Genomic DNA, 14,064 nt, shown 5'->3' with positions numbered 1-14,064 from the left:
GACGGGACGTCAGCCAGACTGGGACGCATGAGGCGCAGGAAGCCGGGACTCGTGGCGGTGGCGCTCTGCCTCGGCGGGGCGCTGACCGCGTGCGGCGGCGGAGGAGACGGCGAGGGGTACGCGGCGGTCGGCGCCGGCCCCTCCCCGAAGGGCGCGGTCGCCCCTTCGGGCGTGGTCACCCTGGTCCCCCTGGAGAGCCCCTCCGCGAGCGGGACGACGTCCAGCACGTCCTCCCCGTCGCCCGCGGCGCCCGGCGCGCCCGGGACTCCGGGGGCGTCCGGGACGGCCTCCACGGGCGGTGGCGGGGGCTTCCCGACGCCGTCCGGGACTTCCGGGACCCCTGGGTCCTCGGGGTCCTCGGGGTCCTCCCCTACGGACACGGGTACGGGCACGAGTACGGGGTCCGGTCCGGCTTCGACGACCGCGCCCGGCCGCGGAGGCACCGGCGCCCCGCCCCGTACCCCCTCCACCACGCCCGCCCCCACACCGCCCGGCACCGGCACGTCCCCGCCGTCGACCGCACCGACCCCCGCGCCCGGGCCCGCCGTGCTCACCGTCTCCGCGCCCAGCCTCGCCGACGGCGACCGGCGCTGGTGCCAGCGGGTCACCGTGACCTTCCGCAACACCGGAGGCTCCGCGGCCACTTCGGGGACGGTCGGCTTCGCGACGCACGTCATCGGCCTGCTCGGCACCGACTGGGGGACGTTCCCCTCCCGTCAGCCGCTGCCCGCTCCGATCGCCGCGGGGGCGGCGCGGACGCAGACGTACACGGTGTGCGTGGACTCCTGGCGGGTGCCGATCGGCATGCGGGTCGACACCCGCGAGGTCACCGCAACATGGCGCTGACCAGTACCTTCGCGAACTCGACCGGGTGCTCCACGCAGCCCACGTGGCCGCCCGGGAACTCCGCCCGCACGGCGCCGGTCAGCTCGGCGAGCCGCCGCGCCGGCCCGGCGAGCGCCTCCTGATCCGTGGACTCCTCGCCGACGCCCAGGACCAGCTTCCCTGCGGCGGCGCGCAGCCCCTCCAGATCGGGTGCGGAGGAGGAGAAGGGGACCAGGACGTGCTCCAGGAAGACCGGCATGTTGGCGGCCATGCGGGAGGCCATCGGCCGGACGGAGGCGGGAAGTTCGCCGCCCTGCCGCTCCGGCTTCCGGCCGTCGGGCGTCTCGGAGAAGCGGGCCGTCGCCGGCCCGAGCCCCCGCGTGCGGTGCAGCTCGCGGACCTCGGCGAAGTGGTCGCGGTACGGAGCCGGGTCGGCGAGCAGCTCCACGAGGGGCGGCTCGTGGGCGACGAGCCGGCGCACCCGGTCCGGGCGGGCGGCGAGCAGGGAGAGGGCGACGATGCCGCCGGAGCTGCTGCCGAAGACGTACGCGGGGTCGTCCGGGGAGACCGCGTCCAGGACGGCGAGGGCGTCGTCGCGCCACTCGGCCACCCGCTGGTCGGCGGGGGGCCCGTCGAGCGGGCTGCGCGACAGACCGCGCTGGTCGTACGAGACCACGGTGTGCCCGGCCTCCGCGAGGAGGCCGGCCATCCCTTCGAAGAGCCCGGCGTCCCCGGCGCCGCCGGGGATCAGCAGCAGCACGGGGCCGCTGCCCCGGGTCTCGTACCGCAGGGTGGCCCCCGGGACCTTCACCGTGCCGACGTCGACGGCGTTCACGAGTCGTTCCCCCAGTTCTCCAGGACGTGGTGGAGCGCGTCCAGGGAGCGCGCCCAGGATGCGGCGACGGGGCGCGAGTGCGCGAAGCCGCCGCCCAGTTCGAGGTGGACGTAGCCGTGGAAGGCGCTGCGGAGCAGGCGTCCGGCGTCGGTGAGGTCGGGCTCCTGGAGGCCGTAGCCGCGCAGCATGCCGTAGGTGAGCTCGACGGCCCGCAGGAGGACGGTGGTGTCCTCGATCTCCTCCGGCTCGATCCGCTGCTGTGCGGCCGCGTACCGCCCGGGGTGCGCGAGGGCGTAGTCGCGGTAGGCGTCGGCGAAGGCGACGAGCGCCTCCTTGCCGGACCGGCCGGCCACGGCGGCGCCGATGGCGTCGTTCATCTCGCCCGAGGCGAGGAGCGCGAGCCGGACCCGCAGGTCGCGCAGGTTCCTGACGTGTGAGTAGAGGCTCGCGTCCTTGACCCCGAAACGCCGTGCCAGGGCCGAGACGGTGACCTTGTCGAGGCCGCTCTCGTCCGCCATCTCGGCGGCGGCCCGCACGAGGCCGTCGACGGTGATTCCCGCGCGCACCACGAGGCCCTCCTCTTTCCTAGTCATCCTAGGAAGGAGACTAATGCCCCTAGGTTCGATCCGCCAGAGGGTGATCAGCGGCCCAGGTAGCGCACTCCCGTCAGGCGCTCCGACTCCTCCCACAGCCGGCGGCCCGTCCCCGGGTCGCCCGCCGCCTCGGAGAGGCGCACGCGGGTCGGGGCGCCCCGCAGCTCGCCCATGCCGTCCGGGCCGATGAACTCGCCGCCCGCGACGGACGCGTCGGTCGCCGCGTACAGCTGGGGCAGTGCGCCCCGCTCCGGCCGCTGGGCGAGCAGCGGGTTGCCGATGCGTCCGAAGAACAGCTTCGCCAGACCGGAGGTGTCCTTCGTCTGGAGGCTCGTGGCGGTGTAGCCCGGGTGGGCGAGCACGCTGCGGACCGGGCTCGCGGTCGCGGCGAGGCGGCGGTGCAGCTCCTTGCCGAAGACGGCGTTGGCGAACTTCGACTGGTTGTAGAAGGTCATGGGCGTGTAGCCCCGCTCGCCGCTCAGGTCGTCGAAGCGGAGGCCGCCCTGCCGGTGGTTGATCGAGCTGACCGTGACCACCCGCGGGTCGGTCCCGGCGGCGAGCAGGTCGAGCAGCAGGCCGGTGAGCGCGAAGTGGCCGAGGTGGTTGGCGGCGAACTGGATCTCGTGTCCCCCGGGGGTGAGCGTGCGGGGCGGCGCCATCACGCCCGCGTTGTTGACCAGCACGTCGAGGCGCGGATGCTCCGCGCGCACGCCGTCGGCGAAGGCGCGCACCGAATCGAGGTCGGCGAGGTCGATCCGCCGTACGAGGAGGAGGTCCCGGTCGGCCCCCGCCGCCGCGAGGTCCTCGGCCACCCGGCGGCCCTTCTCCTCGTCCCGTACGGCGAGGATCACGCGCCCGCCCCGTCGGACGAGCGCACGGGTGGTGGCGAGGCCGAGACCGCTGTTGGCTCCGGTGACGACGAAGACCCGTCCGGTCTGGTCCGGGACGAGGTCGGCGGTCCAGCGCTGCTTCTCAGTCATGCGACACACGTTGCCGCTCGTGTCACCGAGTGTCAAGCATGACTATGGATGTCACCTGAGGCACCGCGTTACCATCGGCCCGTGACCACCCGCCCCGAGTCGACCCTCGCCCAGCGCAAACGCCAGCTCGTCGCCACCGAGCTCACCGAGGCGGCGCTCCAGCTGTTCGCCCTCAAGGGCTTCGACGCCGCGACCGTCGACGAGATCGCGACCGAGGCCGGGGTCTCCAAGCGGACCTTCTTCCGGTACTTCGCGTCCAAGGAGGACGTGGTCGTCCAGTTCCTGGCCGGCATGGGCGCCGACATGCGCGCCGCGCTCGCCGAGCGGCCCGCCGGGGAGCGCCCCTCCGAGGCGCTGCGGCACGCCGTCTCCGTACCGCTGGCCGCCTGCGGCGACCACGCCGAACGGGTCCTGCCGGTGGTCCGGCTGATCCTGCGGACCCCCTCCCTGCTCGCGCGCCTCCTGGAGCACCAGGCGGAGTGGCGCGAGGGCCTGGCGGAGGAACTGGGGGCCCGGCTGGGGCGCGACCCCGAGACCGACCTCCGTCCCCGGCTCGCCGCGGGCATGGCCCTGACCGCCTTCGACGCCGTCCTGCGCCGGTGGAGCGGCGGCGAGAGCGCGGAGGTCGCCGAGGATCCGGTCGCCCTGCTGGGGGAGGCCTTCGCGGTGCTCACCCCGGCCCTGGACGCGAGTTCGTGAGCCGCAGGGCCGTGTGCTCCTGAGGCCGTGAGCCGCGCGCCGCGCCGTGAAAGAAAGGTGGGCCGGTCCGCTGTCGCGGAGCCGGCCCACCCGGGGCGTGTGGTCGGTACGGAGGGTCAGCCCAGCGCCAGCCAGGCGACGGCCGCCAGGACGACGATCACCGCGACGACGCCGACGATCAGGCCGACGCGCGGGCCGCCCGACGCGGCCGCGGCCTGCGGCTGCTGCCGCTGCGGGGTGCCCTCGTCGACGAAGGCGCGGAACATCTGCGTGCTGCCGGCGGGGTCGTAGCCCTCGGGACCCTGAGGGGGCTGGCCCTGGCCGTACGGTGCTTGGGGGTTGTGTGCCATGGGCCAGGACCCTAGCGAAGTCGGGATGGGGGGCCCAAGCCCCGGCACCGACGATCCGCCTTTGCCGATTCTTTAGCGCCGTTTGACCGATTTAGTTTGCCTGAAGCAACCATCCATCTCTATGGTTGCCCTAAGCAACAAGATGGACGGGGGTGCCCCATGGCGACACGGAACAGATACGAGGAACTCGCCCGCTCGGTGAGCGCGATCGGCGCCGTGAAGCGCGGCCTCGCCCGTGTCCTGCCCGTCGACTGCCAGGGCGGCTCGGCCGCCGTGCTCGCCCTGGTCAACCACCACGGCGCCATGCGGACGAGCAGGCTCGCCGAACTCATGGCCGTCGACATGTCCGTGTGCAGCCGCCACGTGGCGCACACCGTGGAACACGGCTGGATCGAGCGACTGCCCGACCCGGACGACAAGCGCTCCCGCATCCTGCACCTCACGGAACCGGGCCACGCGATGCTCGACGAGCTCGACCGCCGAGTGACCGAGGCCTTCTCCCGCCACCTCGCGGAGTGGACCGACGACGACGTCGACCAGCTCACGCACCTGCTCGCCCGCCTCCGCGACTCCTTCGGGGACTGCCGGGCCCACCACGCCTGAGAAAAAGGAAGTTCATGGCCACGACCACGCCCGACACCGGTGCGCGGAACGGCGTCACCGGTACCGGCGGTGGCGGCGAGACCGCCCCGATGTCACACCGTCAGATCATGGAGGCGCTGTCCGGGCTGCTGCTCGGCATGTTCGTCGCCATCCTGTCCTCGACGATCGTCTCCAACGCCCTCCCCCAGATCATCACCGACCTGGGCGGCGGCCAGTCCGCCTACACCTGGGTGGTGACCGCGGCCCTCCTGGCGATGACCGCGACCACCCCGCTCTGGGGCAAGCTCGCCGACCTCTTCTCCAAGAAGCTGCTCGTCCAGATAGCCCTGATCGTCTACGTCGCGGGCTCGGTCGTCGCCGGTCTCTCGCAGAGCACCGGCATGCTCATCGCCTGCCGCGTCGTCCAGGGCATCGGCGTCGGCGGTCTGACCGCCCTCTCCCAGATCATCCTGGCCGCGATGATCGCCCCGCGTGAGCGCGGGCGGTACAGCGGCTACCTCGGCGCGACCTTCGCCGTCGCCACCGTCGGCGGCCCGCTGCTCGGCGGCGTCATCACCGACACCGACTGGCTCGGCTGGCGCTGGTGCTTCTACGTCGGCGTGCCCTTCGCGATCATCGCCCTGATCGTCCTGCAGAAGACCCTGAACCTCCCCGTCGTGAAGCGTCAGGTCAAGGTCGACTGGGCCGGCGCCTTCTTCATCAGCGCCGCCGTCTCCCTGCTCCTCATCTGGGTGACCTTCGCGGGCGACAAGTACGACTGGATGTCCTGGCAGACGGCCGTCATGGTCGTCGGCGCGGTCGCCCTCGGCGCGGTCTTCGTGCTCGTCGAGTCGAAGGCGAGCGAGCCGATCATCCCGCTCCGCCTCTTCCGCAACCGGACGATCACCCTCGCCTCGCTCGCCTCGCTCTTCGTGGGCGTCGCGATGTTCGCCGGCACGGTCTTCTTCAGCCAGTACTTCCAGCTGGCGCGGAACGAGTCACCGACGATGTCCGGCGTCCTCACCATCCCGATGATCGGCGGCCTGTTCGTCTCCTCCACCGTCTCCGGTCTCGTCATCACCAAGACCGGCCGCTGGAAGGCCTGGCTGGTCAGCGGCGGCGCCCTGGCCGCCGGCGGTCTCGGGCTGCTCGGCACGATCCGCTACGACACGGCGTACTGGCACATCGCGCTCTTCATGGCGGTCCTCGGCCTCGGCCTCGGCATGATGATGCAGAACCTGGTGCTCTGCACCCAGAACCAGGTGGCCCCCGCCGACCTCGGCGCCGCCTCCTCCGTCGTCACCTTCTTCCGCTCCCTGGGCGGTGCGATCGGTGTCTCGGCGCTCGGCGCGGTCATGGCCCACCGGGTCACGAACTACGTCAAGGAGGGCCTGGCCGAGCTCGGCCCGAAGGCCGCGGCCGCCATGGGCAAGGGCGGCTCGGGCGGTGGCATCCCCGACATGGACAAGCTGCCGGCCCCGATCCGCACGGTCATGGAGGACGCGTACGGCCACGGTGTCGCCGACGTCTTCCTCTACTCGGCGCCGTTCGCGCTGCTCGCCTTCGTGGTGACGCTGTTCATCAAGGAGGTCGCGCTGAAGAGCAACCACGCGAAGGCCTCCGAGGAGACAGCCGGCACGAAGGCCTAGGAAGAGCTCCCGGCCACGCTTCGAGCGGAGGCGCGGCCGGGTCGGGTACGGAGCGGCGGGCAGGGGACGGCCCGCCGCTCCGTCATTTCTCCGCACGGCGCGCCCGTTCATCTCTCCGCACGGCGCGCTCCGTCATTTCTCCGTACGGCGCGGCCCCTCATCTCTCCGTACGGCGCGCCCCTTCGGCCTCGCGCGCGACCATGACCTCGATGCCCGCGATCAGGACGTCCAGGGCGTAGCCGAAGTCGCGGTCCCAGATGTCCCTGAGGCTGTCGTGCGAGGTCCGCTCGTCGAGGATCTCCCTCAGGCCCTCGACCTGCTCCGTGAGCCCCGGGTCGTCCCGGAAGGCGTTCACCGAGTTCACGTAGAACTCGTCCTGCGACATCCCGGCCTCCGCCGCGCGCCGGCCGAACTGGGACTCGATCGTCCCGTAGCCGTACACGAACTGGAAGACCGCCGACATCGCGCTCGGCCGTCGGTCGAGCGAGAGGCCCGTCTCCGCGACCGTGTCGTGGATCTTCTGGCCGACGGCGATCGCGTTCGGGCCGATGTTCAGGTACTGGCCGGCGCTCGGCGACATCCACCCGTGGCGGACCAGCATCCTCCGGTAGTCCAGGGCGAGCAGCCGGATCCGCTCCTGCCAGCTCCCGGCGGCGTCGACCGCCGCGAGGTCGACCTCCCCGTAGACGCTGTCCATGGCGTACTCGAGGATGTCGTCCTTGGTGTCCACGTACCAGTACAGGGACATGGCCGTGACGCCCAGCTCGGTCGCGAGCTTGCGCATCGACAGCTTGGCGAGGCCCTCCTCGTCGAGCATCCGGACCGCGGCGGCGACGATCCGGTCCCGGTCGAGCCCGGCCGGGCCGCCACCGCTGCGGGTGGCCCGCTTCTCCAGCCACACGCTGGAACGCGCCGGGTTCTTGGCCCGATCGGCTGCCTTGACCATCGCGTTCCTCCGTCTGTCAGCGGTCCGTGACCATGCTAGGCAGCCACCGGCTCTTCGGGCGTCAGGGCCTTCTCCGCGCGCTCGGCCCGCTTGAGCAGGGCCGCCGCCAGGAGGCCGCCGGCGAGGACGGCGATCGCGCCGACGAGCTGGCTGGTCTGGAGGCCGGAGGCGAAGGCGTCGGAGATCTGCCGTCGCTCGGCCTCGCCGCCGGCGGCGGCCAGGGCGGCCGGGAGCGAGGTCGCGGTCACGGCGACGAGCGCGGCGAAGCGGGCGTTGAGCACGGCGCCGAGGACGGCGACGCCCAGGCCGTTGCCGAACTCGGCCAGGGTGCCGTTGATGCCGGCGCCCACGCCCGCCTTCTCCGGCGGGATCGCGCTCATCAGGGCGTTGGCCATGGCCGGCGAGGAGACGGCGATGCCGAAGCCCATCAGGACCAGGCCGAGCAGCATCCCCCAGTAGCTGCCGTCCGTGCCGCCGCCGAGCAGCGCGATGGAGGCGAGGCCGGCGGCGACCAGCGTCATGCCGAGGACGACGGTGGGCGGGGTGCCGAGCTTCATGACGATCTTGGGGCCGACGCCGGTCAGGTTGAGGCCGACGATCGTCAGGGCGAGCGGCGCCATCCGGAGGCCGGCTTCGAGCGGCTCGTAGCCGAGGACGAACTGCAGGTGCTGGGTGAGCAGGAAGAGCGAGCCGCCCATGCCGAAGACGACCAGGATCGAACCGCCGACGGCGCCGATGAACTTCTGGTTCCGGAAGAAGTGCATGTCGAGCATCGGGTACGGGGTGTGCAGCTCCCACCGCGCGAAGGCGCCGAGCCCGAGGAGGCCGACGGCCGCCGGGACCAGGACCTGGGCGGAGAGCCAGCCGTGCTCGGGGCCGCTGATGATCGCGTACACGACGGCGGTCATGCCGATGGTGGAGAGCAGCGCGCCGAGCAGGTCGGGGCGGTCCCCCTGGGGGTTCTTGGACTCCGGGACGAGCTTGAGGACGGCGACGAGGGCGACGGCCGCGACGGGGAGGTTGATCAGGAAGATCATTCCCCACCAGAAGTGGTTCAGGATCACGCCGCCGATCAGCGGGCCTCCGGCGAAGCCGAGCGAGGCGACCGTGGACCAGAGCGCGATGGCCTTGACCCGCTCCGAGTCGTCGAAGATCTGCATCACGACGGCGAGGGTGGTGGTCATCAGGAGCGCGCCGCCGACGCCCATGCCCGCGCGGGCGGCGATCAGCTGCGCGGTGGAGCCGGCGAGGCCGGCGGCGAGCGAGCCGAGGCCGAAGAGCGCGAGGCCGGCGGCGAGGAGCTTCTTGCGGCCGTAGCGGTCGGCGGCGTTGCCGGCGGTGAGCAGCAGGCCGGACTGGACGAGCGAGTACGCGTTGATCATCCACTGGATGTCGGAGGTGGAAGCGTGGAGCTCGGAGGTCAGGGAGGGGATGGCGACGCTGAGCACGGTGTTGTCGAGCAGCACCGTGAGCTGGGCGAGGCAGATGACGCCGAGGATCAGCCAGCGCTGCGGATGACCGCCGGTAGCTGTCATGACAGGAGACTCCTATACGGTGTACGAGACCGAGGCTCGTACACCGTATAGGGACTCTCGTACGCTGCATAGGGGTTATTTCTCGCGGGTCAGGTCGTAGAAGGTGGCGCCGTCGACGGTGACCTCCTCGAAGTGCTCCGACACCCACGTGGAGATCTCGGAGCCGCCGCCGGGACCGCCGCCCATGCGGCCGCCGCCCTCGCCCCCCGAGCCGCCTCCGATGAAGTAGTGGATCCTGCCCTCCGCGACGTACTCCTTGAACCGGGCGAGCGTCGGCGACGGGTCGCTGCCGTTGAAGCCGCCGATCGCCATGACCGGCTTCTCCGTGGCGAGCTGGTAGCCGGCGGCGTTCTGGGCACCGACCGTGGCCGCGACCCAGGTGTAGGCGTCGGCGTCCGCGAGCAGGGCGGCCTTCGCCTTCGTACCGACACTGGCGCCGTTGAGGAGACCGCCCATGCCGCCACCGGCGCCGGGGCGTCGGTCGCCCCCCGGGCCGAAGGCTTCCAGGGCGGCACCGCCGGGCATTCCGCGACCGCCCTGCCCGCCCGGCAGCTGACCACCGGGGAACTGGCCACCGGGGAACCGGCCGCCGCCGGGCATCTGGCCGCCGGGCATCTGGCCGCGCTGGCCGCCGGGAGGCATCGTCCCGATCTCGAAGAGCCGGCCGCCGCCCGGGCCCCGGCCGCCGAACGCGCCGCCCGCCGGACCCGCCGTCACGATCGAGCCCTGATGACCGGCGTTCACCGTCTCCAGGGTGTACGCGAACGGCCCCGCGAGCCCCGCCGCCAGGCCGAGGCCGGCCACCCCGAGCCCCAGCCGCCGGTCGACCCGGCCCGCGAACAGCAGCCCCGGCGCGGCCACCGCCCCCGCCACCAGCACCGTCCAGCGCAGCCACGGCAGCCAGTCCGGCGTCCGGCCGAGCAGCGTCCAGGCCCACCAGGCCGTCACCGCCACCACCGCCGCGAGCGCCGCCGAGGCGAGCCACCGCGTGCGTTCCTCCCACAGCACCGCGGCGCCCATCCCGATCAGCGCCGCGAGGTAAGGGGCCAGGGCCACCGTGTAGTACTCGTGGAAGATGCCGGCCATGAAGCTGAACACGGCGAGCGTCATCAGGAGCGCACCGCCCCAGACCAGGAAGGCGGAGCGCGCCGTGTCCGTCCGGGGTGCCCGCCAGGTGACGACGAGCCCCGCGACGAGCAGGACCAGCGCGGCCGGCAGCAGCCAGGAGATCTGACCGCCGACCGCGTCGTTGAACATCCGGGCGATGCCGGTCTCGCCCCAACGGCCGCCGCCCATGCCGCCGGGACCGCCACCGCCGCCGACGCTGCCGGTCTCGTCGCCGTTGATGCGGCCGAGGCCGTTGTAGCCGAAGGTCAGCTCCAGGAAGCTGTTGTTCTGCGAACCTCCGACGTACGGACGGGAGGACGCCGGCCACAGCTCGACCAGGGCCACCCACCAGCCCGCCGAGACGAGCATCGCGAGCCCGCCCAGGGCGAGCCGGCCGAGCCGCCGCCCGAACCCTCCGGGCGCGCACACCAGGTACACGACCGCGAGCGGCGGCAGGATCAGGAAGGCCTGGAGCGTCTTCGCGAGGAACGCGAAACCGAAGGCCACGCCCGCCCACACCAGCCACCGCGCGGCGCCCCGCTCCTGCTCCAGGGCGCGCAGCACGCAGTACACCGCGACCGTCATGAGCAGCGCGAGCAGCGCGTCCGGGTTGTTGAAGCGGAACATCAGCGCGGCGACCGGCGTCAGCGCGAGGACCGCGCCCGCGAGCAGGCCCGCTCCGGCGGGGAAGCGGCGGCGGACGGCCGCGTAGAGCACGGCGACCGTGCCCACGCCCATGAGCACCTCGGGCACGAGGATCTGCCAGGAGCCGAGCCCGAAGAGGCGGACGGAGAGCGCCATCGGCCAGAGCGCGGCCGGCGGCTTGTCGACGGTGATGGCGTCGGCCGCGTCGAGGGAGCCGAAGAAGAAGGCCTTCCAGCTCTCGGAGCCCGCCTGGACGGCGGCGGAGTAGAAGGAGTTGGCGTAGCCGGAGGCGCTCAGGTTCCACAGGTAGAGCAGCGCGGTGGCGGCGAGCAGGCCGAGGAGGGCGGGCCGGACCCAGGGGCGGTCCTCGGGGCGTCCGCGCCACAGCCGGGCGAGCCGGCCGGTGCGGGGCGCCGCGGGGACGGCGGTGGGCAGGGTGGTCATCGGTCGTTCCTTGGGGTCGGCCGCTCGGGGAAGACCCAGAGGCGGAAGAGGAGGAAGCGCAGGACGGTCGCGGCGAGGTTGGCGACGATCAGGACGGCGAGCTCGGTGGAGTGCGCCGGATCGCCGGTCGCCGCGCCGAGGGCGGCGAGCGAACCGCTGGTCAGCGCGAGGCCGATGGCGAAGACCACGAGCCCCTGCGCCTGGTGGCGGACGGCCCGGTCACGGCCCCGTACGCCGAAGGTGAGGCGCCGGTTGGCGGCCGTGTTGGCGACGGCGGAGACGAGGAGGGCGGCGGCGTTGGCGAGCTGCGGGCCGAGGCCGAGCCGGAAGGCCGAGTACAGCGCGAGATAGCAGAGCGTGGACAGGGCCCCGACCACGCAGAAGCCGACGAGCTGACGGGCGAGGCCGCCCGGCACGCCGCTCAGCTCGCGGTCCCGGGGGTCGTCGCCGAACGGCCGGGCGAGCCGGTCGAGGGGCAGCGAACCGGTCGCGAGGGCCCGGCCCACCCGCCACACGCCCTTCAGGTCGTCGGTGGCCGTCCTCACGATGTGCACGGTCGAGTCGGGGTCGTCGACCCAGTCCACCGGCACCTCGTGGATGCGCAGCCCGGCCCGCTCGGCGAGCACCAGCATCTCGGTGTCGAAGAACCAGCCGGTGTCCTCGACCATCGGCAGCAGCCGCTCGGCGACCTCCCGCCTTATGGCCTTGAAGCCGCACTGCGCGTCGGAGAACCGGGCGGCGAGCGATGAGCGCAGGATCAGGTTGTAGGCGCGCGAGATGAACTCCCGCTTCGGCCCGCGCACCACCCGCGAGGAGCGGGCGAGCCGGGAGCCGATCGCCAGGTCCGAGTGGCCGGAGATGAGCGGCGCGACCAGCGGGAGCAGCGCGTTGAGGTCCGTGGACAGGTCCACGTCCATGTAGGCGAGGACGGGCGCGTCCGAGGCCGACCACACGGTCCGCAGCGCCCGGCCGCGGCCCTTCTGTTCGAGCCGCACGGAGCGCACCTCGGGCAACTCTCCCGCGAGCGCGGCGGCGACGGCGGGCGTGGTGTCGGTGGAGGCGTTGTCGGCGACGGTGACGCGGAAGCCGTACGGGAAGGTCCTCAGGAGGTGCTCGTGGAGCCGGCGGACGCACGGCTCCAGGTCCTTCTCCTCGTTGTAGACGGGGATCACCACGTCCAGGACGGGCCGTCCGGCGACGTCCACCGGCAGGTGCTCCCGGGCGGGGAGGGCTTCCTCGATGGTTGGGGTTGGCATGCTCCGACACTCGCCGGGCCCGCTGTCACGGCTGTGTGATGAGCCTGTGGCCTGCCTGTGAGTCCGGTGGGGCGGCGGGTGCCGCTCCCTGTCCTGCGTTCTGTGCCGTGTCCTGTGCGGCGTTCTGTGCGGCGGGCAGCCGGACCGTGAAGACGGTCCGCCCGGGGGCGCTCTCGACGCCCACCTCCCCGCCGTGCGCGAGCACGACCGCGCGGACGATGGCGAGGCCGAGGCCGGTGGATCCGGCGTGCCGGGAGCGGGAGGCGTCGCCGCGGGCGAAGCGCTCGAAGACGGCGGGGAGCAGGTCGGGCGGGATGCCGGGGCCGTCGTCCTCGATCTCGACGAGGACGGCCGGGGCCTCCGTGCGGACACGGGCGGTCACCTTGGTGCCGGGCGGGGTGTGGGTGCGGGCGTTGGCGAGGAGGTTGACCAGGACCTGCTGGAGCCGGGCGCCGTCGGCCCGTACGGCCGGGCCGTCCGTGGGCAGTTCGAGGCGCCAGTGGTGCTCGGGTCCGGCGGCGCGGGCGTCGCTCACGGCGTCCACGACGAGCGGGACGAGGTCGGTGGTCTCGCACGAGAGGGGGCGGCCGGCGTCGAGCCGGGCGAGCAGCAGGAGGTCCTCGACCAGACCGGTCATCCGGGTGGCCTCGGACTCGATCCGCCCGAGGGCGTGCCGGGTGTCGGGGCCGCACTCCTCGCGGCCGCGCCGGGTGAGCTCCGCGTAGCCCCGGATCGAGGCGAGCGGGGTGCGCAGCTCGTGGCTGGCGTCCGCGACGAACTGCCGGACCCGGGTCTCGCTCTGCTGGCGGGCGTCGAGGGCCGAGTGGACGTGGTCGAGCATCCGGTTGAGGGCCGCACCGACCTGGCCGACCTCGGTGCGCGGGTCGGCTTCCGCCTCCGGGACCCGCTGATGGAGCGCCACCTCCCCGCTGTGCAGGGGGAGCCGGGCGACCTGACGGGCGGTGATGGCGACCCGGCGCAGCGGGCGGAGGGCGACCCGGACGAGCACGGTCCCGGCGAGCGAGGCCGCGACGAGCCCGGCGCCGGTGACGCTCAGCTCGACGAGGACGAGGGTGGAGAGGGCGTCCTCGACCTCGGCCAGGGGGATGCCGGTGAGGAAGGCGCCGTGGGCCCCGGCGGCGTACTCGACCCGGTAGGCGCCGAGGCCGCCGGGCAGGTCGACGGTGTGCGGCCGGCCGTCGCGGGGGACGGCGGCGAGCGCGGCCCGCTGGCCCGCGTCGAGTTCGGCGAACCGGATGTTCCGCTCGTACGGCCCGCTGCCCGCGGCCTCCGCCGAGTACCCGGCCGAGGTCACCTCGCCGTCCACGAGGACCGCGCCGAGGGTGCCTATGGGGGCGCCGGGCCCCTGGACGAAGGCGAGGGGCTCCTTCCGACGGACCGGGTCGAGCGGACCGGGCACCGGGGAGACCACGACCGGCGGGCCCGCCGCCCGGTCCGCGACGGCGTGGACCTGCTCGTCGGCCTGTGCGTACAGGTACGAGCGGAACGCGATGGTCGTCACCGTCCCGATCACCGCCGCGACGACCGCGATCAGCGCGACGGCCGAGACGACGAGCCGCGTCCGCAGCGACCACGGCCGCCCTCGTCGCACGCGCAC

13 protein-coding genes are annotated in these 14,064 nt (G+C 73.3%); 4 read left to right on the top strand and 9 right to left on the bottom strand.

Annotated features, from left to right (window positions below; all coding sequences use genetic code 11):
* The first annotated feature begins 27 nt into the window (after window positions 1–27).
* Complete coding sequence (locus tag ACFYUZ_RS07490; protein WP_389306934.1) at window positions 28–846, top strand: hypothetical protein; 819 nt, start codon at window positions 28–30, stop codon at window positions 844–846.
* On the opposite strand, the gene ACFYUZ_RS07485 is transcribed toward ACFYUZ_RS07490, so the two are convergent.
* Genes ACFYUZ_RS07485 through ACFYUZ_RS07475 form a run of 3 tightly spaced genes read right to left on the bottom strand, consistent with a single transcriptional unit; the run spans window position 827 to window position 3,233 of the window.
* Window positions 827–1,660 carry an alpha/beta fold hydrolase gene (locus ACFYUZ_RS07485; RefSeq protein WP_389306933.1) on the bottom strand — a complete coding sequence of 278 codons (834 nt, stop codon included), beginning with the start codon at window positions 1,658–1,660 and terminating at the stop codon, window positions 827–829. The two genes, ACFYUZ_RS07490 and ACFYUZ_RS07485, sit on opposite strands and share 20 nt — an antisense overlap.
* Window positions 1,657–2,253 carry a TetR/AcrR family transcriptional regulator gene (locus ACFYUZ_RS07480; protein WP_389306932.1) on the bottom strand — a complete coding sequence of 199 codons (597 nt, stop codon included), beginning with the start codon at window positions 2,251–2,253 and terminating at the stop codon, window positions 1,657–1,659. The genes ACFYUZ_RS07485 and ACFYUZ_RS07480 overlap by 4 nt, the downstream gene beginning before the upstream one ends.
* A 47-nt stretch (window positions 2,254–2,300) precedes the next feature.
* A complete protein-coding gene (locus ACFYUZ_RS07475; RefSeq protein WP_389306931.1) occupies window positions 2,301–3,233 on the bottom strand; it encodes an oxidoreductase in 933 nt (310 codons plus the stop codon).
* 48 nt (window positions 3,234–3,281) lie between these two features.
* Here ACFYUZ_RS07475 and ACFYUZ_RS07470 point away from each other — a divergent pair, with 48 nt between their 5' ends.
* The gene (locus ACFYUZ_RS07470) at window positions 3,282–3,932 is read left to right on the top strand and encodes a TetR family transcriptional regulator (protein ID WP_389306930.1); all 651 of its coding nucleotides are present in this window, start codon (window positions 3,282–3,284) and stop codon (window positions 3,930–3,932) included.
* 116 nt (window positions 3,933–4,048) lie between these two features.
* On the opposite strand, the gene ACFYUZ_RS07465 is transcribed toward ACFYUZ_RS07470, so the two are convergent.
* A complete protein-coding gene (locus ACFYUZ_RS07465; protein WP_030685489.1) occupies window positions 4,049–4,282 on the bottom strand; it encodes a hypothetical protein in 234 nt (77 codons plus the stop codon).
* A gap of 159 nt (window positions 4,283–4,441) precedes the next feature.
* Between ACFYUZ_RS07465 and ACFYUZ_RS07460 the strand changes: the two genes are divergently transcribed.
* Window positions 4,442–4,885 carry a MarR family winged helix-turn-helix transcriptional regulator gene (locus ACFYUZ_RS07460; protein WP_389306929.1) on the top strand — a complete coding sequence of 148 codons (444 nt, stop codon included), beginning with the start codon at window positions 4,442–4,444 and terminating at the stop codon, window positions 4,883–4,885.
* A 14-nt stretch (window positions 4,886–4,899) separates the two neighbouring features.
* Complete coding sequence (locus tag ACFYUZ_RS07455; RefSeq protein ID WP_389306928.1) at window positions 4,900–6,513, top strand: MDR family MFS transporter; 1,614 nt, start codon at window positions 4,900–4,902, stop codon at window positions 6,511–6,513.
* A gap of 157 nt (window positions 6,514–6,670) precedes the next feature.
* Here ACFYUZ_RS07455 and ACFYUZ_RS07450 read toward each other — a convergent pair whose 3' ends face one another.
* From ACFYUZ_RS07450 to ACFYUZ_RS07430, 5 genes are all read right to left on the bottom strand, one after another.
* The gene (locus ACFYUZ_RS07450; protein WP_389306927.1) at window positions 6,671–7,459 is read right to left on the bottom strand and encodes a TetR/AcrR family transcriptional regulator; all 789 of its coding nucleotides are present in this window, start codon (window positions 7,457–7,459) and stop codon (window positions 6,671–6,673) included.
* Between the two features lie 35 nt (window positions 7,460–7,494).
* Entirely contained in the window at window positions 7,495–8,994 is a 1,500-nt protein-coding gene (locus tag ACFYUZ_RS07445; RefSeq protein ID WP_389306926.1) for an MFS transporter, read from the bottom strand.
* 75 nt (window positions 8,995–9,069) lie between these two features.
* The gene (locus ACFYUZ_RS07440; RefSeq protein ID WP_389306925.1) at window positions 9,070–11,190 is read right to left on the bottom strand and encodes an ArnT family glycosyltransferase; all 2,121 of its coding nucleotides are present in this window, start codon (window positions 11,188–11,190) and stop codon (window positions 9,070–9,072) included.
* On the bottom strand, window positions 11,187–12,446 hold the full coding sequence (locus tag ACFYUZ_RS07435; RefSeq protein WP_389306924.1) for a glycosyltransferase: 1,260 nt from the start codon (window positions 12,444–12,446) through the stop codon (window positions 11,187–11,189). Before ACFYUZ_RS07435 ends, ACFYUZ_RS07440 begins: the two co-directional genes overlap by 4 nt.
* Window positions 12,447–12,471: 25 nt before the next feature.
* A complete protein-coding gene (locus ACFYUZ_RS07430; protein ID WP_389306923.1) occupies window positions 12,472–14,064 on the bottom strand; it encodes an ATP-binding protein in 1,593 nt (530 codons plus the stop codon).

Source organism: Streptomyces sp. NPDC004266, assembly GCF_042874095.1.
GTDB lineage: Bacteria > Actinomycetota > Actinomycetes > Streptomycetales > Streptomycetaceae > Streptomyces.
Note: the sequence above shows the minus strand (reverse complement) of the source record. Positions and strands in the feature narration are given on the sequence as shown.

What these genes read in the sequence shown, in the direction of transcription:
- ACFYUZ_RS07445 (WP_389306926.1), bottom strand. Translation starts at nt 8,994, where the DNA reads ATGACAGCTACCGGCGGTCATCCGCAGCGCTGGCTGATCCTCGGCGTC.
- ACFYUZ_RS07450 (WP_389306927.1), bottom strand. Translation starts at nt 7,459, where the DNA reads ATGGTCAAGGCAGCCGATCGGGCCAAGAACCCGGCGCGTTCCAGCGTG.
- ACFYUZ_RS07480 (WP_389306932.1), bottom strand. Translation starts at nt 2,253, where the DNA reads ATGACTAGGAAAGAGGAGGGCCTCGTGGTGCGCGCGGGAATCACCGTC.
- ACFYUZ_RS07455 (WP_389306928.1), top strand. Translation starts at nt 4,900, where the DNA reads ATGGCCACGACCACGCCCGACACCGGTGCGCGGAACGGCGTCACCGGT.
- ACFYUZ_RS07470 (WP_389306930.1), top strand. Translation starts at nt 3,282, where the DNA reads ATGTCACCTGAGGCACCGCGTTACCATCGGCCCGTGACCACCCGCCCC.
- ACFYUZ_RS07475 (WP_389306931.1), bottom strand. Translation starts at nt 3,233, where the DNA reads ATGACTGAGAAGCAGCGCTGGACCGCCGACCTCGTCCCGGACCAGACC.
- ACFYUZ_RS07490 (WP_389306934.1), top strand. Translation starts at nt 28, where the DNA reads ATGAGGCGCAGGAAGCCGGGACTCGTGGCGGTGGCGCTCTGCCTCGGC.
- ACFYUZ_RS07460 (WP_389306929.1), top strand. Translation starts at nt 4,442, where the DNA reads ATGGCGACACGGAACAGATACGAGGAACTCGCCCGCTCGGTGAGCGCG.
- ACFYUZ_RS07435 (WP_389306924.1), bottom strand. Translation starts at nt 12,446, where the DNA reads ATGCCAACCCCAACCATCGAGGAAGCCCTCCCCGCCCGGGAGCACCTG.
- ACFYUZ_RS07465 (WP_030685489.1), bottom strand. Translation starts at nt 4,282, where the DNA reads ATGGCACACAACCCCCAAGCACCGTACGGCCAGGGCCAGCCCCCTCAG.
- ACFYUZ_RS07440 (WP_389306925.1), bottom strand. Translation starts at nt 11,190, where the DNA reads ATGACCACCCTGCCCACCGCCGTCCCCGCGGCGCCCCGCACCGGCCGG.